Annotated in this window: 19 protein-coding genes; 7 read left to right on the top strand and 12 right to left on the bottom strand. The window is 46.4% G+C overall.

Features of this window, described 5'->3' with window-relative positions; translation table 11 throughout:
• Nucleotides 1-81: 81 nt before the first annotated feature.
• Nucleotides 82-735, top strand: a complete 654-nt coding sequence (locus PAV_RS10940; protein WP_005546055.1) for a nitroreductase family protein — start codon at nucleotides 82-84, stop codon at nucleotides 733-735.
• Nucleotides 736-842: 107 nt separating this feature from the next.
• Here PAV_RS10940 and PAV_RS34595 read toward each other — a convergent pair whose 3' ends face one another.
• Complete coding sequence (locus PAV_RS34595; protein ID WP_157266775.1) at nucleotides 843-986, bottom strand: hypothetical protein; 144 nt, start codon at nucleotides 984-986, stop codon at nucleotides 843-845.
• 241 nt (nucleotides 987-1227) lie between these two features.
• Nucleotides 1228-1425 (bottom strand): cold shock domain-containing protein, encoded by a 198-nt coding sequence (locus PAV_RS10935; protein ID WP_005546053.1) that lies wholly within the window; start codon nucleotides 1423-1425, stop codon nucleotides 1228-1230.
• Between the two features lie 262 nt (nucleotides 1426-1687).
• Here PAV_RS10935 and PAV_RS10930 point away from each other — a divergent pair, with 262 nt between their 5' ends.
• From PAV_RS10930 to pepF, 3 genes are all read left to right on the top strand, one after another.
• Nucleotides 1688-1921 (top strand): hypothetical protein, encoded by a 234-nt coding sequence (locus tag PAV_RS10930; RefSeq protein ID WP_005546051.1) that lies wholly within the window; start codon nucleotides 1688-1690, stop codon nucleotides 1919-1921.
• 13 nt (nucleotides 1922-1934) lie between these two features.
• The gene (locus PAV_RS10925; protein WP_040735799.1) at nucleotides 1935-2117 is read left to right on the top strand and encodes a hypothetical protein; all 183 of its coding nucleotides are present in this window, start codon (nucleotides 1935-1937) and stop codon (nucleotides 2115-2117) included.
• 285 nt (nucleotides 2118-2402) lie between these two features.
• The gene (pepF, locus tag PAV_RS10920) at nucleotides 2403-4193 is read left to right on the top strand and encodes an oligoendopeptidase F (protein ID WP_040735798.1); all 1791 of its coding nucleotides are present in this window, start codon (nucleotides 2403-2405) and stop codon (nucleotides 4191-4193) included.
• Between the two features lie 114 nt (nucleotides 4194-4307).
• Here pepF and PAV_RS10915 read toward each other — a convergent pair whose 3' ends face one another.
• Entirely contained in the window at nucleotides 4308-5909 is a 1602-nt protein-coding gene (locus tag PAV_RS10915; RefSeq protein ID WP_005546048.1) for an FAD-dependent oxidoreductase, read from the bottom strand.
• A gap of 186 nt (nucleotides 5910-6095) precedes the next feature.
• On the opposite strand from PAV_RS10915, the gene PAV_RS10910 reads away from it, so the two are divergent.
• From PAV_RS10910 to PAV_RS10900, 3 genes are all read left to right on the top strand, one after another.
• Nucleotides 6096-6476 carry a LapA family protein gene (locus PAV_RS10910; protein ID WP_005546047.1) on the top strand — a complete coding sequence of 127 codons (381 nt, stop codon included), beginning with the start codon at nucleotides 6096-6098 and terminating at the stop codon, nucleotides 6474-6476.
• A 66-nt stretch (nucleotides 6477-6542) separates the two neighbouring features.
• On the top strand, nucleotides 6543-7628 hold the full coding sequence (locus PAV_RS10905) for a M42 family metallopeptidase (protein WP_005546046.1): 1086 nt from the start codon (nucleotides 6543-6545) through the stop codon (nucleotides 7626-7628).
• Nucleotides 7629-7750: 122 nt separating this feature from the next.
• On the top strand, nucleotides 7751-8764 hold the full coding sequence (locus tag PAV_RS10900) for an acrylyl-CoA reductase family protein (RefSeq protein ID WP_005546045.1): 1014 nt from the start codon (nucleotides 7751-7753) through the stop codon (nucleotides 8762-8764).
• Between the two features lie 172 nt (nucleotides 8765-8936).
• On the opposite strand, the gene PAV_RS10895 is transcribed toward PAV_RS10900, so the two are convergent.
• The 9 genes from PAV_RS10895 to hemH form a co-directional block, all read right to left on the bottom strand.
• Nucleotides 8937-9464 (bottom strand): STM3941 family protein, encoded by a 528-nt coding sequence (locus PAV_RS10895; protein ID WP_005546043.1) that lies wholly within the window; start codon nucleotides 9462-9464, stop codon nucleotides 8937-8939.
• Nucleotides 9465-9546: 82 nt separating this feature from the next.
• A complete protein-coding gene (locus tag PAV_RS10890) occupies nucleotides 9547-11475 on the bottom strand; it encodes an ABC-F family ATP-binding cassette domain-containing protein (protein ID WP_005546040.1) in 1929 nt (642 codons plus the stop codon).
• Between the two features lie 272 nt (nucleotides 11476-11747).
• Nucleotides 11748-12329 carry a TetR/AcrR family transcriptional regulator gene (locus PAV_RS10885; protein WP_005546038.1) on the bottom strand — a complete coding sequence of 194 codons (582 nt, stop codon included), beginning with the start codon at nucleotides 12327-12329 and terminating at the stop codon, nucleotides 11748-11750.
• Between the two features lie 119 nt (nucleotides 12330-12448).
• The gene (locus tag PAV_RS10880; RefSeq protein ID WP_005546037.1) at nucleotides 12449-13318 is read right to left on the bottom strand and encodes a DUF92 domain-containing protein; all 870 of its coding nucleotides are present in this window, start codon (nucleotides 13316-13318) and stop codon (nucleotides 12449-12451) included.
• Between the two features lie 606 nt (nucleotides 13319-13924).
• Complete coding sequence (gene loaP / locus PAV_RS10875) at nucleotides 13925-14461, bottom strand: antiterminator LoaP (RefSeq protein ID WP_005546035.1); 537 nt, start codon at nucleotides 14459-14461, stop codon at nucleotides 13925-13927.
• 465 nt (nucleotides 14462-14926) lie between these two features.
• A complete protein-coding gene (locus PAV_RS10870) occupies nucleotides 14927-15610 on the bottom strand; it encodes a fumarylacetoacetate hydrolase family protein (RefSeq protein ID WP_005546034.1) in 684 nt (227 codons plus the stop codon).
• Between the two features lie 56 nt (nucleotides 15611-15666).
• A complete protein-coding gene (locus tag PAV_RS10865) occupies nucleotides 15667-16923 on the bottom strand; it encodes a CapA family protein (RefSeq protein WP_005546033.1) in 1257 nt (418 codons plus the stop codon).
• A gap of 239 nt (nucleotides 16924-17162) precedes the next feature.
• Nucleotides 17163-18635 (bottom strand): protoporphyrinogen oxidase, encoded by a 1473-nt coding sequence (hemG, locus tag PAV_RS10860; protein ID WP_005546032.1) that lies wholly within the window; start codon nucleotides 18633-18635, stop codon nucleotides 17163-17165.
• 26 nt (nucleotides 18636-18661) lie between these two features.
• Nucleotides 18662-19606, bottom strand: coding sequence for a ferrochelatase (hemH, locus tag PAV_RS10855; protein WP_005546031.1), 945 nt, complete (start codon nucleotides 19604-19606; stop codon nucleotides 18662-18664).
• Between the last annotated feature and the right edge of the window lie 6 nt (nucleotides 19607-19612).

Below are 19612 nucleotides of genomic sequence, written 5' to 3'. Positions count from 1 at the left end.
AAGTGTACCGTATAATAGTAGTAGGTCCTAATACAAGGTCTTAAAGGAATCATACTACTCGTTCGGTGGAGGGTCACCAATATGACAACTACGTATGAGACGATAAAGGAAGTCATTCATGGGCGCCGCAGTGTTCGACGCTACGATGAGCGTCCCGTGTCTGTGGACGACATTAAGGAGCTTATTGATTGTGCTCGCTATGCTCCAAGCGATACGAACTCGCAAACGTGGGAATTTATTGCGATTGTAAATCGTTCCATCATTCAGCAAATTGAACAGCTTACTTGGGATGCGCTGCATGCCAGGGCACAAACTGCAGAGGAGCAAGGATTGAACAAGGAAGCGAGAATGCTCCTCAAATCCTTCGGGCCTTATGCAACAGCCTTTTCTGACGCACCAGCACTCATTGTATGCTTAGCAACACCTTATACCTCGAAATTCCGTGAGCGCATCTTCGATCCGATTCAACTGGTGCCAAATACAGTGTGGGAAGAAGAAGGAATTAAGAGCAGCTGCTTGGCCATTCAAAATCTAATGCTAGCCGCACATGCGCAAGGATTGGCTAGTTGTCCGATGACCGGCCCTGTTCTATTGGCAGCTGATGCAATCAAGTCTTTACTGGAAATTCCTGAAGATCGTCAGGTGAACATGGTGCTTGCCTTAGGCTATCCGCACGAAACGCCGGCCAAGCTGCCGCGCAAGCCTGTCGAGGACATCCTGCGAATCGTCGACTAAAAAAGCACGATAATGTACGAATGTACGTTTATCAGATCTAACCAAGCAAGCCCCTTGCACTTCTCCATCGAATGAGAAGCATAAGGGGCTTTTCCTTTTACTATGCGTCAATCGTTGTATAGCATGTGATGGGCAAGCTCGACTTCATCAATTGAAGGACGCAGTATATAGTTCTCAGTTGATTCTTCATTTGCATTGCAAGGAACCGTCATGATCATGACCTCATTCCGCTTAGGTGCACCTGTCTCCATGTGGGGTATTACCTGCGAACAGGATGACACTCCGCGGAAACGGATTTGTCTTCCTGCATATCCTTGCGCATCCAGAAGGAAATCAGCACAGAGTTTCTGTCACCATACAGCTCGCTCGACTCGTACGATATGGAGTATTGACCTGACTTACTAAAAAAGCAGCCATGCTCATCATGGAGCATGGCTGCTTGGCATTGCTAGTGCACTATTTATAAATGACAGCCCTTAACGGGACAACTCATTATAATTTAATGACATTAGCTGCTTGCGCACCGCGATTGCCTTCAGTGATATCGAACTCTACTTCTTGGCCTTCGTCAAGTGTTTTGAAACCGTCGCCTTGGATTGCGGAAAAGTGAACGAATACATCTTCGCCGTTTTCCACTTGGATAAATCCATAGCCTTTTTCTGCGTTAAACCATTTTACAGTACCTTTCAAGGTCAAAACCTCCTCACTTCTTCGCCCTTACAGGCGAATAGTAACATTATACTTAAGCAAAAAGTCAAACGCAACTTTTCCCACAAAAAAAGATTTCTTAAGATCTTGCAAATAAAGTCGTCTATATTGCGGTTTTTGGGGAAATCAGATTTGATTTCATCTAGTTGCTAAGGTATCATGATCGGTAAGACGAACTGCTTGGCAATACCGTATACAACTTAGATTGACGGTGCCCTGCACCAAGAAACGAGGTAGCTTTGAAATGATGAAAAAACACATTATTTATAAAAAGGATAACTGGAATATGCTGACGGTTGAAGTACAGGGCCGTTATATCGTATTGCGTGAAATATCCGAACAATGGGGAGAGGAATGTCATAACTTCCTAAGCCGTCCGGCGTTGATGCACTGGGCGGAACAACGCTTCCCTAAAGAGGAATTCGTGGGCAAGGAAGAGGAATGGAACGAGCTGATGCTCAGATTTAAGCAAGTGTAAAGGCAGGATGCATATGAATTTTTCATCAACGAACCTTATTTTCATTTTGCTCGCATTCTCATTAGGAGTCATACTGATTTGGAAGAGGGATACGCTGCCTGATAAGCTGCAAAGGCCTTTGGCAATTACTGCATTGTGCATGATCGTTTTTGCCTTCTTCCTGATCGTATATTCCTTCTTAGCGCTCGGAACTTAGTCTGCGACTTGTTTTCAGAACAAACGTAGCCGATCGCAGCAGATAGTTTGGCGCTGCTCTGGTCATACTACCCTACAGATTTATTGGCAGCTCTCCCAATAGGAGAGCCACTATGAGTGCCTACGGAGGGGTAATATGGCCACAACACGCCAATTGGTGATCGGACTGGTTACAACCGCCATCACGGCGACCAGCCTGCTTCCCGCTTCTACAACTACTGCCTCAAGTCATAAGCATGCAGTAGCTAAGCCATTATCGCAGCATCAACACATGAGGAGGGTACATATGCAACAAGTATTGAAACGTTCAGAAGTTCCACAAGATGTGCGCTGGAAATTGGAAGACTTATTCGGTTCACAAGCTGAATGGGATAAAGAGTATTCGTTAGTTAACCAGCTTTTGGATAAGATGAAGCAATATCAAGGCAAGCTGTCTGAGGCCGATGTACTGAAGAGCTGCTTCGAGCTTGAAGATGACATTTCCCTACATACCGAGCGCCTGTACGTGTATGCAAGCATGCGCCATCATGAAGATACGGCAGAGCCTAAATATCAAGCCTTGTCAGAGAAGGCAAAGCAGTTGAGTGTAACGGTTGGGGAGGCGCTCTCTTTCATTACACCCGAAGTGCTGTCCTTGTCCGACGAACAGTTGAATGCTTTCATCGAGGATCCGAAGCTCTCTGCATACCGCTTCACCTTGACGGAAATGAAGCGTCAAAAAGCACACGTTCTGACGAAGCAAGAAGAAGCCTTGCTCGCGCAAGTCGGAAGCATGTCCAAGGCACCTGAGACCATTTACAGCATGTTGAATAATGCGGATATGAAATTCCCGACCATTAAAGATGAAAAGGGCAACGATGTGGAGCTGACACATGGCCGTTACATTCAATTCCTTGAAAGCCGCAACAGCGAGGTTCGCAAGGCTGCATTTGAAGGTGTATACGGCACTTATCGCAAGCAACGCAATACAATTGCTTCTACACTGAATGCAAATGTGCAGAAGAACTTGTTCTATTCGCGTGCACGCAAATACCCTTCTACATTGGAAATGTATTTGTACGGCGATAACATTCCGAAGGAAGTCTACACGAACCTGATTGATACGATTCACAAGCATTTGCCGCTTATGCACCGTTATATGAAGCTCCGCAAGCAGCTTCTTGGCGTGAAGGAACTGCATATGTATGACTTGTTCGCTCCGGTCGTCGAAGAGTTCGATATGAATATTACTTTCGAGGAAGCTAAGGCTACTGTGAAAGAAAGCTTGAAACCGCTTGGCGAATCTTATCTGAAAGTGCTTCAAGAAGGATTCGATAACGCATGGATTGATGTTTACGAAAATGAAGGCAAACGCACAGGTGCATACAGCTGGGGCGCATACGGCACTCACCCTTATGTGCTGTTGAACCACAAAGACAATTTGAACAGCATGTTCACATTGACTCATGAAATGGGTCATGCATTGCATTCGTATCATTCAGACAATAATTTGCCATACCGCGATGCACAATACACGATCTTCCTCGCTGAAGTTGCGTCTACGCTGAATGAAGCACTGCTTATGGACTACATGTTGAAGAAGACTACGGACAAGAAAGAAAAGATGTACCTGCTTGCATACTACATCGATCAGTTCCGTACAACGGTATTCCGTCAGACGATGTTTGCCGAATTCGAAATGATCATCCATGATCGTGCAGAAAAAGGCGAAGCGTTAACACCACAGTTGCTCTGTGACGTGTACTATGACTTGAACAAAAAGTACTATGGCGATGATATGGTCATTGATAAGGATATCGAAATGGAATGGGCGCGTATTCCTCATTTCTATACGAGCTTCTACGTATTCAAATATGCAACAGGCTTCTCGGCAGCGCAAAGCTTCGCGAAGCAAATTCTCGAAGAAGGACAACCGGCAGTCGAACGCTATACAGGCTTCCTGAAGAGCGGCGGCAGCGACTTCTCTATTAATATCTTGAAGAAGGCCGGCGTTGATATGTCCACACCTAAGCCAATCGAGGAAGGCATGAGCTTGCTTGAATCCCTCATTGAAGAGATGGAGCAGCTTGCAAAATAAATGTAAAAAGACGCTCGACAGTCTGCTTTCTTGACTGCCGAGCGTCTTTTTAGTCTTGCAAAGTCGATTGATGAGCATCCATAAAAGTGGCATCATCACTATTCTTCACTCTAGTTACTCCACCCCGTCAAACGGCCAGCAACGCTGCACACCCGCCGCATCCAGCTCAGATTGATATGCCTTCAAATGCTGCTTATCTTCATAGACGCTGCGTGGAATGACACCCTGTGCGATGGAATAAGCGATCAGATGGCCGACTGCCTCTCCTATATTCCATTCGGTTGGATGGAGACGATAACATCCATTGGTAAGCTGGGTCGTACCGATATTTTTGCAGGCAGGCAGAACATTGATTACCCGCTTAGGGATCAAGGCACTAAGTGGTATTTCATAAGGCATTGTTGGAATGTAGCAGCTTCTTCCGGTCTTTGTTGTTGTGTGTAAATCCATGGAGTAGCTCCCCACTCCCACACTGTCCTCATATCGGCGTATGCCCAAGCCCTGCGCTTTGCGAAGCTCTTTACTGACATCCTGCTCCGTAATCGTATACATCGCTTGGATTCTTCTCGATTCACGAATATAGGCCGACTTGGCGAGACCATCCTCTGTACCGACAGATGGACCGTATAAGCGAAATTCAGGGTAACCTGCTCCCCCATCCTCACGAGGCGCCTCTGTCTGAAGCCAATAGAGCAGAGACAAGCTCAACTGCCTTGCTTCCGCGATGAGCGCATCCCGTTCCTCATAGCTCATTTCAACGGGAGATGCAATCGAGTAGTCATTTTGCGGCCAGTTGATTAAAGACAAATCTCCAGAATACATTCCACCCTGGAACTGCGAGGCATCAATTGTACGGCGATAAGTCCATAGGGGCATTGGGTCTACATCGTTAGGCAAGCAGATGAACTTGCGAAATTCATGAGTCGCATTTGGCTTCGTATCCCACCAGCTAAGCAGTGGATAAGGCGATCCCTCATGATGAAAGCTCCTCCATCGTTCGTAACTGTCCGGTCTAGGGATCGGCTTATTGTTCGCAGCAGCCTCCGCATCCAGCTTCTCTAGGGACATCACAACCGTAAACGCTTGCAAATCAGCTGGATCCGCTTCCTCCAACGCGTGAGGCTCCCCTGTCACTGCACGTGACTCTGCCCCAACCACGTATTCAATTCCTGCCAATGGCAGCACATCTCCGCATTCGGTTGCATCCACATAATAAGCGCCTGTAAGTACCGACTTCTCAAGCGTAATCCGATTTTGAACCACAATCTTCGTTACCGCATCCCCATGTGTATCCGCATGAATGGGTACCGTATGATACAGAATCTGCAATCGCCCTTCTTCTACATGCGGACGAAGCCATGACAGCAATAAATGATGTGCTACATTCGGCTCATGGCATAGCCGGCTCACCCATCCATTGCCTGGATTGAATGTATTGTCATAGGCGTATCGATCCTGCAGCAGCTCCGGCTTCACTAATGAAGCATAGTGACTGCGGATTTGATTGCGGAATGTTCGGTAAGCAGCAGTACAGCCTGTTTGTTCAATCCATGGATGCTCATCTGGTGGAACAGCCTGACTTGTAAGCTGTCCGCCTATCCAGTCCGTCTCCTCTGTCATGATTACTCGCAGGCCGCGATTGATCAATGTCCACGCTGCCAGTGTTCCCCCAAGTCCGCCGCCGATAATCACAACGTCTGACTTCATCGTATTCATGAATATCCCTCCCTTACCATTTCCAAATAACCCCTTTCCATGATCATACCATGGCAACCCTCTATTATGAATATTAATTCCACAATAAAGAATTTAAAATGGAGAAACCATTCAACTTGTGGCGAATGAAGTCGAACATTATACTGAGATTAGATACATAAAATAAAGGTAAGGAGGCTACCTGCAATGCGAATTCAATGGTCCTTGCTGGCAGGGCTCATTTTTGCGCTGATTACAGCGATATTTGCCGTTATCAATGTAAATCCAGTTCAAGTTAACCTGCTGTTTGGCACATTCGATGTACCGCTTATTCTACTTATTTTGGGCTGCACGCTGCTAGGCGCAGTAATTGTAGGCTCATACAGCATTTACTTACAGTTCCGTTCCCAGAAGAAGATTAAGCAATTGGAGCTTCAGCTTGCGCAGCTTACTGGGGAGGGCTCATCTATGCTAGAGAGCCATGAATCTCTAAGTGACCAAGAAGGTTTACTTCCTAACGGAGAACCTTCAACTGAAGATCTCACCGGCTTCACAACAACATCCAGCGTTAATAAGACTGAGCATTAAGCAAGATGGCACCAACACATGCACGATACATATACGGACAAACGATTTTGAGGAGGAACGTAACCTATGACCACATCTGCATATCCAACAATCGCACCTGAACCATTTCATGCAATAATTGACGAAACCTATGTAACAGCCTTCCTGCTGGAACTGCTATCAAGTCCAAGTCCGACAGGCTATACCCACCATATTATGAACCGGATTGGACAAGAAGCAGAACAGCTAGGATATTCATTTGAGCTGACGCAAAAAGGCTGTGGCGTCATTAAGGTAGCCGGTACGAATCGCAGCTCGAAAAAAGTCATTGGATTATCCGCCCATGTAGACACACTCGGAGCTATGGTACGTTCGATACATACTGACGGAACATTGCGCTTAACTTCCCTTGGCGGGTATATGTCTGGCTCGATGGAAAACGAATACTGCCAAATTCATACTCGCAGCGGTCATACATATACAGGTACAATTATGACGAATCATCCTTCTGTTCACGTATACAGCGATGCAAGAGAATACGCACGCGAAGAGAAAAATATGATTGTACGAATTGATGAGCTTGTGCACTCTAAGAAGGATACCGAAGCGCTTGGCATCCGTACAGGAGATTACGTTTCCTTTGATGCGCGTCCCGTACACCTGCCAAACGGTTTAATTAAGTCTCGCCACCTAGATGATAAGGCTAGTGTAGCTGCATTATTCGGATTGCTGGAAAGCATGAAACGCCATGCTTGGCAGCCAATGCATGATATTGTCATTTTTATTACAAATTATGAAGAAATCGGACATGGAGCGTCATTCATTCCCCAGGAAATAACAGAATTGCTTGCCGTTGATATGGGTGCTATGGGGGATGATTTGTCATGTAAAGAAACAGACGTGTCGATTTGTGCGAAAGATTCATCCGGTCCGTATGATTATATGATGACAGGCCAACTGATTGCACTTGCAGAACGTGAAGGGATCGAACACGCAGTCGATGTTTACCCACACTACGGTTCAGATGCATCTGCGGCACTTCGCGGAGGCAACAACATTCGAGCTGCGCTAATTGGTCCAGGTGTTCATGCCTCACATGCGATGGAACGCACTCATCAACGTGCAGTTATGAACACAGCACGCTTGATTGCAGCATACATCACAGAGGAATAAGAGCAAGAACAGATATAATTAATGCTGTTAATCACTTTATTCCCTAATGGGAGTGATTTTGTCCTATCTTCCACATATCTTAGCTTGTGCAACAGTGAATAAGAAGGGAGGCTCGAAGGTAGATGCTACAGCAACAGCAATTTTCAGCGTTATGGATTCAACAACAGTCAGACGGAGCATTAGATATACAAGTTCAGCCATGTACACCGGATCAACTATCAGCGGGCACAGTAACAATTCGCACTGCTTATTCAGGTTTAAACTACAAAGATGCACTTGCCTGCTCGCCTACAGGCAACATCGTTAAGTCATATCCCTTCATTCCAGGGATTGATATGTCTGGTGTCGTTATGCAGTCTGAGGATGAACGATACTCGCCAGGCCAGCGTGTGCTTGTAACGGGTTATGGGCTGGGAGTGACCCATACGGGAGGGCTCAGTGAAATTGTCCGTGTCCCTGCCGAGTGGATCGTTCCGCTACCAGATTCGCTCAGTCTGCGGGAAGCCATGATTTTCGGTACAGCAGGTCTAACGGCTGCACTCGCCGTTGAACGCTTGGAACGCCACGGAATAACACCTGAGCAAGGGCCTATTCTCGTAACCGGCGCAACGGGAGGCGTAGGTTCTATTGCCGTATCCATGCTTGCCAATCTGGGGTATGAGGTTGTCGCCTCAACAGGCAAGGCACAATATGAAGAACTGCTTTATACGCTTGGCGCCAAGCACATTGTCGCACGCAGAGAGCTTCTGCCTGAGCGGCCAAGGCCGCTCGATAAGCAGCGCTGGGCAGGTGCAATCGACGTATGCGGCGGGGCTATCCTTGCCTCTGTCCTGTCTTCTCTGCATTATGGCGGAGCTGTAGCTGCAGCCGGGATGACCGCAGGCGGGGCATTACCTGCTTCTGTCTTTCCTTTCATTTTGAGAGGTGCAACCTTGTACGGCATCGATTCGGTATTCGTCTCGAATGAGGATCGTATGCGTTTATGGTCGCGAATCGGAAAACAGTGGAAGTCATTCATCGATACCCCGAATTGGATACGTGAATTGCAGTTGTCAGAAGTCCCTGCCTATGTCACTGAGCTTCTTCATGGCAAATCGCATGGTCGTGCCATCGTAAAGATAGGTGACAATGAGTAGAATGGTATTGGCTTTGGATAGATATATAGATAGCAAGCACTTTCGTCATTCATGATTTGATAAGCAGCAAATCATAGAAAAAGAGCAGGAACCAAGTTGAACTGCCCCCCAATTGTTAGACACCATCTAGCGATTGGAGGTACAGTTCAAGTAAGATTTCCTGCTCTTTATATTAGTGCTGATTCAGTTTCTCTTGCTCCCAGCGCACATGCATATCCTGTGCAAGCTGCTCAATCGAGCCACGTATTCCAATCTTAGGAATGTTAATCTGTGTATCCACAAATGCCTGATTTGCTGACATAGCTGAACGCTTCCATCCTGGGCAGCGAGCTAGGAACTGATCTGGATTCACTACCCTCACACCAAGAAAAGTCTGCCCCATCATCTCATAAATCTTAATCTCCTCAACTTCCGACCAAAACACTTTCCCCGCCGCCCCAAGCGAAGCTTGATCATAGAATCCTTCCACTGTCAGGATTACTGCAGGTTTAGGAATGAGCATGCGGTACATGCTGTACAGACAGCCAAGTCCAAAAAATGCAATGCTTATCGCTCCAAGGATTACATAAATCCCTTTATCCGTTCCTAACAGTGCTGTTCCAATTGCAATGAAAATGAGAGAACATAGACATAATAAGATTAATTTTCGCTTACTAGGATAAATAACAATATCTTGTGATACCGGTTCATACTTCCCCATAATACGAACGCTTCCCCTCACATCGCTGTTATTCATTAGCTGTATCGTTCATACTTTCATGTCAACTCATATGTCACTAATGTTACTTTGATTTCTCCGCCTCAATTTGCTCGGCAAGCTCACTCAAATAGGTCCATCGCTCCATCAAATGCTCTAACAGCTTCTGGGCTTCGGCATCTTCCTTCATCAGCTCCTGCAAGCGTACAGAATCATTGAACGCCTGCTCCATATCCTGCTGGATTCGTTCAATATTGCTCTCCGCTTCCATAATGCGTTCTTCAATCTGTTCATACTCACGTTCTTCTTTGTATGACATTTTGAGCTTAGGCTTGCGTTCTGGTTTGCCGCCAGGCTCTGTGGCATCAGTCGCTACCTTGGATTGAATTACGCTGCTTTCCGAATTTGTCGAATTTCCATGCTTGGATTGCCACTCCATATATTCTGAATAATTGCCGACATGCTGGTTGACATGACCATTTTCAAATGACCAGATACGTTCTGCTACACGATCCAAGAAGTAACGATCATGAGATACCGTGATGACAACGCCGGGGAAATCATCCAAATACTGCTCCAGCACTGCAAGCGTCTGTACATCCAGGTCATTGGTTGGCTCATCAAGCAGCAAAACATTTGGGGCTTCCATCAAGATTCGAAGCAACTGAAGCCGCCGTTTCTCTCCGCCTGACAGCTTGCCAATCAAAGTCCACTGCATCGTTGGGCTGAACATGAAGCGCTCCAACATTTGTGCAGCCGTTACTGTATGCCCTTCAGCAGTCTTAACGGTTTCTGCTCCCTCGCGTATATACTCAATGACACGGAGCGACTCATCCATTTCTTCATGTTCCTGTGTGAAAAATCCAATGCGAACCGTTGGCCCTAACACGATGGATCCTTGTTGCGGCTCGCGCATGCCTGCAATGACACGAAGCAGTGTCGATTTTCCGCTCCCGTTCGGCCCAATGATGCCTATACGATCCTCCGGTACAGTAATATAGCTAAGATCCCTGAACAGCTCACGACCATCAATCGAGCATCCAAGAGCATCCAGTTCCATAATTTTCTTTCCTAGGCGCGCAGACATTGCGGAGATTTCCACTTGTCCATTTTTCGCAAGCGGGTTATTTGTCTGCAATTCCTCGAAGCGTTGAATCCGCGCCTTTTGTTTCGTAGATCTTGCTTGCGCCCCGCGCCGAATCCAAGCCAGCTCATTTCGCAGCAAATTCTGACGCTTATCCTCTGACGCAGCTTCACGCGCCTCCCGATCTGCTTTTAACTCTAAGAAGCGCGTATAATTGGCTTCATAGAAGTAAGCGCGACCTTGATCCAGCTCGATCATACGATTGGCTACGCGATCTAGGAAGTAGCGATCGTGCGTAATCATGATTAATGCACCACTGCGCTTTTGGAGCAATGTCTCCAGCCATGCAACAGTATCATTATCGATATGGTTCGTCGGTTCATCCAACATCAGCAAGTCCGAAGGGTGAATCAGTGCTGAGGCAAGCGCTACACGCTTGCGCTGACCGCCTGACAAATCACCCATACGGGCGTCAAAGCGATGAATGCCAAGTTTGGACAGAATTGTCTTGGCATCGCTCTCGAGCTGCCAAGCCTGAAGACGATCCATATCATCGCTAGCTCGTACAAGTCTTTGCTGGACTTGCTCATCATTGGGATGAGCTGCGGCCGATTCCAAGCTCTCGGTATATGTTCGAATGGCAACCATTTCAGGAGCATCCCCGCCCATCACCTGATCCAAAACAGTAGCGTTAGGATCATATTCCGGCTCCTGCGGCACATATTGCACGCGAACACGGTTTCCAACCATAATCTTACCTTCTTCTATCGGCTCCAAGCCCATAATCGTACGAAGGAACGTAGATTTACCTGTACCATTCACGCCTACGATACCGATACGATCTCCCGCTTCGATTCCAAATGATACATCTTTAAACAGCGTTTTATCCCCATAACTTTTACCTAATTGTTCGATCGTCATTACATGCATGATTTCCGTTCCTCCAATCAAGCTCAACCCATCTATAACGAAGTTGCAGCGCAATCCAACTGCATCTCCAATCTACTTCTTTACCTATTCCTTATCATAACATTTCATTGACAATAGACGATAGCTTATATGCACAGATCTTGTCCATTCAGGTGAATACAAACTGCAAAAGAACGAAGGGGTCACTAATGTGCCCCTTCGTTTCCACTTTCCATCATCGAAAAAGGAGAACCATTGTATCGGTTCCCCTTCTGAATAAAACATTCATGCAGCTAAGAGAGCGGCATGCCTTGCTTACATCCATTCTGAAATAATTCGGATGCGAATTGAATTCGCCGCCGCAAATCATGAATGGAGAAGGTCGGATCAAATAAAATGTCCATCTTGAGCATATCAAGCATCCCGATAAAGGATTTGGCGTGAAGTAGGGGATCTGGTAGATCAAAGTTCTCCATTGTACTTGCAATCCGCTGCACATAGCTTTGCATGAAATTGCACAGCGCTCCCATCATTTCCGGATCCTTATTCGGCGCTTTGAAGAACAGCTTCGTATATTCCCTGCGCTTGTAATAATGCTCCAAATGATGTTCAGCTATGAAGGTAAGACTTCCTTCGAAGGTGTCACGCTCAAGAAGCCCTTGATCCAGCTCCTGCAGAAACTGCTCGAAGCTGCGCATAATTATAGCCGCAAATAGCTGCTCTTTGCTCTCGAAATATAAATATAGCGTTCCTTTGGCTATGCCAGCCTTGTCAGCTATTTCCGACATTTTCGTTTCATAAAAACCATTAGAACCGAAGAGTTCATAAGCTGCGTTCATAATTAGCTGCAGCTTGTCACTCTGTCCATAACTCACTCGGTTCACCTCCTTGTACACTGCTGCCCAACAAATAGACTAACATTCTGCTTCGACTATAACATGAGTCAGGAATGTTGTCGATTTCAATTGCGTGACAATTCAAGCTCTCTTTCCGACTACAGAAGCAGAGCGACAAGAAGTGAGACAATTCCGCCGATACATGAAGCAAGCAAGTTGACACGATCATTATTTAACCAAGCGAGGCCGCGAATATGATTCGTCGCTGCTGCGCAGTGCAATAACCGCTCCGTGGATACTCCACAAGTTCTGCATTGATACCCTGCCTGCACAGTGGCACCCAGCAGGGAATCAAACAATGCTCCCACTGTTCCGCCAATTGTCGCAGCAACGATCACAATAAGGAGAGTGATCCAGCTCAATCCGTCACCTGCCGGATGAGTTGCCACTAAATCCTGCAGCACCATCAAACCGACTGCCGCAAAGCCTATCGTAAGTGCTCCCGCCACTGAAGCGGACGTGCCAAGCGGCGATATCGCCCCAGACGTACCGGCCGCTACCTGCTTCCCGTTCAGCAGTGAGCGAGGCAGCCGCTTGCTCAAACTGCCAATTTCCGTTGCCCATGTATCCGCATTGACTGTCGCCATCACCCCGATGAACAGCCACAGCCATACAGAGCTTGGCCATATTGCATTCGCCATACAAAGCAGCATGCCAATCCCGCCATTTGCAAATACCTGACCAGCATCGCGTTCACCTGTTTTTTCATAAATATGATCAAGGTGGGATTTCTTCCGCTTTTTCCATTTCGACCAGAAGGTCGACGTGATGAAAAAGGCAAGCAGCAACCCAAACCAGACTACGTTGCCGCTTCCATAATAAATTGTTCCCATGACCACAGCGGCTGCTGCCCCGGATCGTGTCAAGGCACGCTTCCAAAGTGCAGCTCCCGCAACGACAGCACTTCCTACAAAGCCAATCAGCCACGGATTTAGGCTATCTATCATTTCTATCCACCTAGCAAGCATTGTGGCTCTCCTCCTTTCGTCCGTGCCCAATTTTACCACAACGAACTCAATAATATTCCTTATTTTGCAAATCCCTGACAACCTAGAAGGTAGGTAATAAATCTATGTAAAAATAGTATATAGTAGTACTCTAAGTGAATAAAGTATATGTTAGGAGGAGTGCATGCCAATGAACAATGCTTGGGAGACCTATGTAAAGAATGCGAAACAGCTCGGTAATAGTTTTGAACCTTTTCCCCTGGTACCAGGAAATGAGAAGGCGTACCTCGGTCAAATATGACGAGAATCGCAAATCTTGGGATATTTTCTTATACGAGGATGTAAAAATGATACCAAATTACGAAATACCCTGTTTAGGTTCCTTTATCTTATTTGCCTATCTATCAACGTGCCGAAACAACGGTTGATTTTCAACAATTCTTCGCTTCATAAATTGACAAATATATACAAATATTACACTGATCCTCACGCGTATAAAATGTCATTCCCCAATTGAAGGGGGAATGACATTTTCCATGTTAAGACAATGTCTATAAATTTACGATATAAACATATTATTTTTAAAAAAACAGAAATGACATAACCCTTTGATTAAAAATCGACCTATTATTGAAGTATTTCTATTCCTACATCGATAAGCTTTTCACATCCAAGAAAACTTAATGAGATTTTAGCACGATTTTTCCGTTTGTCCACTTTCCGAATAATTCCTTCCATCCCCTTTAGTGGGCCACATTTTACTTGAACTCGTGAATTTATGACGATTGCACCCGATAAATTGATAATATGATTTCTATCAAGCAATTGAAATAACATAGAGACTTCTTCTTCAGGAATGTTAGAAATAGAAACAATATCATCGTTTTTATATATCTTATGTTGTATTTGAAAATTATTAAGAATACTGTAGACCTTCGGTACCTCTCGAAGCTTGTAGTAGGTTTTTGTATTCATCGTAGTTCGTATGAGAAGATAACCGGGAAACATCGTTTTGACAACATAATGAATATGGCCTTGTTTTTTTTCACATAATCTTCGCTTAGGTACAATCGCATGTAATATGGACGGATCAAAATCACGCCGTATAATTGATCGAACAGTCTCTTCACAGCCCGTTTCAACACTTAATGCATACCATTTCATTTTTAGCCCCCTCACAACATATGAAATCCTAAATTTATCATGACGGTATTTGCACGAATCTCCTCCAAAATGAAGGACACAGATAAGACGTTCTATTTGCGAAATCGATAACTCAACACATATGATATCTAGATGTCTAGTTCGTAAGAGAGCTCATTAGTGAAGTTTGTTGATATTATTCTGCGGTGTCGTTGCTGGAAATTACTCGAGGCGTAGTTAATGTAACTACATCTTTATGTATTCATTTGCTCTTCAATCTTGCAAACATTCATGCAATCTCCTCCTTTTCTATATAAATTAAATATTATCCAAGATATTGTCGAATCCTTCTTTTAATCGTAAAAAAATATCATGTTATTCTCCCAAATATAATAAAAAAGCCCGAAAACGGGCTTAAAGAAATGAAACTAAATATGGTTTTTGTCCATGCTATTTTCAACAAATCGAGGTAACATCCACAATCGTTTAAATGACCTTTTCCATAGCACATATGCGGCATCTGCCAAGCATTTCACCATCCATTATGAGCGACAGCTCGTCATTAACCTGTACAGCTCCCACACCTGCAGGCGTTCCAGTAAACAACAGATCTCCTACCCCAAGCCCATAATGATCGGCAATATAGGTAATAAGCGTATCAAATGAGAAGATCATATCATGCGCCGAACCTGATTGCACTTCCTTGCCATTGTTAAGCAGGCTAAATGGTGAATGCAACAATGCCTCTGTTCCTGGAAAAGGACGGAAAGACGTAATCGGCGCAGAATTCAAGACTCCTTTTGCAGCCATCCAAGGATGCCCCTTACGCTTGAGCATATCCTGTACATCACGCAGCGTAAAATCAATTCCTAAGGCGTAGGCATCAACAACCTCGTCAGCGGTCATTCCCTTCTGAACAGGCTTCCCGATTCGAAGCACAAGCTCGATTTCATGATGCACGGATCCAAGATGAAGCGGAAGCGGCAGATCGATCATCTCTGAAATATGCGCAACCGCGTGAGAGGGCTTCATGAAAACCATCGGCTCCTGAGGAACTTCGTTGCCAAGCTCAGCAGCGTGCAGACGATAATTGCGGCCTATGCAATATACATTTCGAATGAAGGAATGATTACTTTTATCCAAGCTTTGCGTTCTCAAATGTGGATTCATACCTTTCTCCCCCATCAATTGTTCGGTGTCTTCCTGTCAGTATGATTACGTATGAATTATTGCTTTTTGCGTATGTTTCCGTTTTGATCAATGTGGATGCCTGACGATATTTCCTGTAGTCGCTTCATTACTTTTTGTCCTCGCTCACCCTCTAACGGGATTGCTTGTCCTACATCTGTGAAGTACGGTGTCATTTTAAGCTCACACTTGCCGTCCTTCTTACATTCTGCTTGAAGCGCCATTGTCTCCCACGTTTTCGGATTTTCCGCTTGCGTGAAAATAAAGTTGCCCATACTGTAAGCAATCCAACTGTCCTGCTGCTGTTCAAACCCTTGTACGACATGTGGATGTCCGCCAACGATGAGATCGGCGCCGGAATCCACGAACAGCTTCGCCAGCTCCTTCTGCTTCGCATTTGGTTCATCTGTCCGTTCTTCTCCCCAATGCGCAATGACGACAACAATATCAGCTTCCTTCTTCGCTGCCTTAATCGCTTCTGCCGCCCGCTCCTTCGTTCCTTCATAGGTAGTCGCTACTCCAGGCTTGTTTTTCCACGCATACCAGCTATCATCGGGAATAACCCGACTCAAACCTAAAAATGCCAGCTTAATCCCATTGCGCTCTACGATTAACGGCGTATAAGCTTCCTTTGAATTCTTCCCGGCTCCTATGTAGCTGACATTTGCTGCTTTCAATGCTTGGAATGTATCCAAAAGCCCTTCTTCACCTTGATCCATCGAGTGGTTGTTCGCCAAGTTGACGATGTCGATTCCAGCATCAGCCATTACCTGGGCCATCTTCGGGGAGGACTTATACACGAACAGCTTATTGTCTGCTGGCTTTCCGCCTATAGTCAAGGGCGTCTCCAGATTCCCAATCGCAAGATCCGCATCCTGTAGCAGAGACTTCGCATAATAATAAGGGAAATCATATCCCTTCTCCTTGACTACATCCTCGACTCGACCTGACATCATCATATCGCCGACGAACGTCAAGCGAACCGTGGCCTCCTTCTTGTTTTCTGGAACAGTTGTCCCGTCATTTGCATCCGTTGCATCTTTAGTACCCTTAGAGTCGTTCGCGCCCTCTCCGTTCTGTTCTTGATCTCCTACGGCTGACTTATCTCCTGCAGGAGCCGTTATTCCATCCTTGGCTTCTGTCCCGCCTAAATCAAACAACTTCCCCTGCCAAGCAAATAACGCTGCTGAAATAACGATAATTCCGAATACAACGTATATCCATACTGCTTTGCGTTTCCGCTGCTGTTGCTGCTCGCGCCGCTGCTTGTGTCGTTCCGTTCTCGATAACTCCATAGGCTCTCCTTCTTATCATTATTTTGGTATGCTTGCTCGAAAGAAATATACGCTGCTTCCATTATAACAAGTGAACAATAACGTGGGCAAAGAAGCTTTTGCACAATTTTCCAAACAAGTTCATACAAAAAAGAGGCCGTGTCCGAGCACGGCCTCTTCTTCAAGTCATTGAATTCAACATCACGGTTTGCCTCAACTCATCATGATGCTTCACTTTATCTGCAAGAAATGGTAGGGGATTATCCTGCGAATGTTCCACTTTTATCTTCTTCTGCCGAACACATGTCTGCCAAAAATGCAATGGACTGTTCGCCAGCAATTCGACCGCTGCGGATACAATCCGGCATGCCAACCCCTTCATACGGCTGACCTGCGAGATATATACCCGGAAGCTCCTTGCCGACTTGCTCACGCAGTCGCTGAATGGCCTGCACATGACCAATAGGATACTGCGGCATCGAGCGCTTCAGTCTCGTGATCTCTACGAACTCAGGCTCAGCGGTAACGCCCATAAGATCCCGCAATTCATTGCGAACCGTGCGCTTAAGCGCCTCATCCGGCCATTCGACCCGCTCCTCATCGCCTGCGCGCCCAATATAGCAGCGGACGATAAGCTTGTCCCCTCTTGACGTATGCGGCCACTTGATCGATGTCCACGTACATGCCGTAATGGCCCGCTTCTCTTTCCGCGAGATAAGGAAGCCCGTTCCATCTAGCGGCTTCGTCACTACGCTCCGCTCAAACACACTGACTACATTGGCAACCGACACATGCTCAATCGCTTCCAATCCAGAGGTGTCCACATGATCATTCAAGAAAGTGGAGGCGTGATAAGAAGGCGTGGTCACCACAATGGATGGCGTCTCCATCGTATTGCCATTATCGAGATAAATACGATACCCTCCATCTGCCAGCTTCTCGAATCGTTCTGCTCCAACACCTAGTTCAATGTCTACATTCGCTTCTCGCAGTACATCGTCCAAACGTTCAACAAGAGAGGTCAAACCGCTGCGGAAAGTCAAAAAGGTTGAACCCCGCGCAACGTCCGGCAATCCGGGCAAAGACTGCCCCGCCTTGCGGTTTGCAATCATCCCTTTTATCAAGCTTCCATATTTTCGTTCCACTTCTGCAAATTGCGGAAATGTTTGCTGCAGGCTTAGCTTGCTCATATCCCCTGCGTAAATCCCAGCCAGCAGCGGCTCAGCAATATGCTCCATAACTTCATGACCTAATCGCCGTTCTAAAAATGAGCCCAGCGATTCATCCTCGGTCGACATGCGCGGCTTCTTGAATAAATCCATTAATGCACGCAGCTTGCCCATGACCGAAATAAGCCCTGTCTTCGCGAATGGAGCCAGCTCGGTAGGAATTCCGAGAATCAGTCCCGGAGGCATGCGATGCATGACACCTCTTCTTACAATGTATGTCTTCTTGGCATGTGGATTCGTTGCTACAAGCTCCGATTCCAGTCCGAGATCGCGCGCTAAATCGATCATCGGCATCTTGCGGGCGAGAAAGGAATCAGGCCCCTTCTCGATGACGCACCCGTCTTTGCGCAAGGTTTCAATCTTGCCGCCTAGCCGAGAGGTTTGCTCAATGATAGCAATCCTCAGCGTCTGTCCGTTCTCCTCCGCTTTCTTCGCTGCATAGTAAGCGGCGGACAACCCCGTTATCCCCCCGCCGATGATGACCAGATCCCGCGAACAGTTCATGTTACGCCCCTTCTTTCTCTAGCTCCCTATTGATCCAACTTCATAATCGTGTCGGCCAACACCAACATATATTGTGGATCGTCATTCAACATCCGTATACGCTTGAAGCCGATTTGCAATTGCTCTGCAGTGCGAAGTGCTTCAATGTCCAAGTCATATAAAACCTCCAAATGATCCGACACGAACCCGATTGGAGCAGACAGTACCCATTTCGCGCCTTCTTCTGCAACTGCAGCTAATGTATCTAAAATATCTGGGCCGAGCCATGGCATTGCAGTTTGGCCCGCACTTTGCCAAGTGAAGCGCCATTGTCCGCCCTTTAACCCGCACTGCTTGGCTACAGCTGCTGCCGTAGCATTCAGTTCGTCCGGATAAGGATCATTCATTTCCAATATGCGCGCCGGCAAGCTATGTGCACTAAATAGCACCTCAACCTCACCACGCACCGCTCCCTCAGTCACGAAGGCTTCCAGCTGCTCATTTACACGCTTAGCCAGCGCATCTATAAGCTCCGGATGCAGGTGATAGCTGTTGACGCATTTCATCTGAATGCCATGCTTAGCCGCTTCTTCCTGAGCACGCTTATTATAGCCGCCAACGCTCATCACAGAATAATGCGGAGCGAGCACAATGCTGACTGCTTCCGTTATTCCATCCTTCGCCATTGCCGCCACGCCGTCTTCAATATATGGCTGAGCATGCTTCAGACCTTGGTAACACACATACTGCACATCCATACCTGCGGTTAAACGATCCAAGGTATGCTGCAGCCCTGCAACTTGACGATCTGTATTTTCGCGAAGTGGAAATACTCCACCTACAATCGCTTCATAGCGCTCTTTTAATTCCGCCAATTGCTCGGCAGAAGGAGGGTTCCCTCTGCGAATATGCGTGTAGTACGGCTCGATTTCTTCCATACTGCATGGTGTCCCATAGGACATGACGAGAACGCCTACTTTTCTCTTACTCATGCGCCA

The sequence above is a fragment of the Paenibacillus alvei DSM 29 genome, from assembly GCF_000293805.1.
Taxonomy (GTDB): domain Bacteria; phylum Bacillota; class Bacilli; order Paenibacillales; family Paenibacillaceae; genus Paenibacillus_B; species Paenibacillus_B alvei.
The sequence above is the reverse complement of the archived record's forward strand: the minus strand, read 5'-3'. Positions and strand labels throughout refer to the sequence as shown.

What these genes read in the sequence shown, in the direction of transcription:
- PAV_RS10940 (WP_005546055.1), top strand. Translation starts at nt 82, where the DNA reads ATGACAACTACGTATGAGACGATAAAGGAAGTCATTCATGGGCGCCGC.
- PAV_RS34595 (WP_157266775.1), bottom strand. Translation starts at nt 986, where the DNA reads ATGGAGACAGGTGCACCTAAGCGGAATGAGGTCATGATCATGACGGTT.
- PAV_RS10930 (WP_005546051.1), top strand. Translation starts at nt 1,688, where the DNA reads ATGATGAAAAAACACATTATTTATAAAAAGGATAACTGGAATATGCTG.
- PAV_RS10925 (WP_040735799.1), top strand. Translation starts at nt 1,935, where the DNA reads ATGAATTTTTCATCAACGAACCTTATTTTCATTTTGCTCGCATTCTCA.
- pepF (WP_040735798.1), top strand. Translation starts at nt 2,403, where the DNA reads ATGCAACAAGTATTGAAACGTTCAGAAGTTCCACAAGATGTGCGCTGG.
- PAV_RS10915 (WP_005546048.1), bottom strand. Translation starts at nt 5,909, where the DNA reads ATGAATACGATGAAGTCAGACGTTGTGATTATCGGCGGCGGACTTGGG.
- PAV_RS10910 (WP_005546047.1), top strand. Translation starts at nt 6,096, where the DNA reads ATGCGAATTCAATGGTCCTTGCTGGCAGGGCTCATTTTTGCGCTGATT.
- PAV_RS10905 (WP_005546046.1), top strand. Translation starts at nt 6,543, where the DNA reads ATGACCACATCTGCATATCCAACAATCGCACCTGAACCATTTCATGCA.
- PAV_RS10900 (WP_005546045.1), top strand. Translation starts at nt 7,751, where the DNA reads ATGCTACAGCAACAGCAATTTTCAGCGTTATGGATTCAACAACAGTCA.
- PAV_RS10895 (WP_005546043.1), bottom strand. Translation starts at nt 9,464, where the DNA reads ATGGGGAAGTATGAACCGGTATCACAAGATATTGTTATTTATCCTAGT.
- PAV_RS10890 (WP_005546040.1), bottom strand. Translation starts at nt 11,475, where the DNA reads ATGCATGTAATGACGATCGAACAATTAGGTAAAAGTTATGGGGATAAA.
- PAV_RS10880 (WP_005546037.1), bottom strand. Translation starts at nt 13,318, where the DNA reads ATGCTTGCTAGGTGGATAGAAATGATAGATAGCCTAAATCCGTGGCTG.
- loaP (WP_005546035.1), bottom strand. Translation starts at nt 14,461, where the DNA reads ATGAAATGGTATGCATTAAGTGTTGAAACGGGCTGTGAAGAGACTGTT.
- PAV_RS10870 (WP_005546034.1), bottom strand. Translation starts at nt 15,610, where the DNA reads ATGAATCCACATTTGAGAACGCAAAGCTTGGATAAAAGTAATCATTCC.
- PAV_RS10865 (WP_005546033.1), bottom strand. Translation starts at nt 16,923, where the DNA reads ATGGAGTTATCGAGAACGGAACGACACAAGCAGCGGCGCGAGCAGCAA.
- hemG (WP_005546032.1), bottom strand. Translation starts at nt 18,635, where the DNA reads ATGAACTGTTCGCGGGATCTGGTCATCATCGGCGGGGGGATAACGGGG.
- hemH (WP_005546031.1), bottom strand. Translation starts at nt 19,606, where the DNA reads ATGAGTAAGAGAAAAGTAGGCGTTCTCGTCATGTCCTATGGGACACCA.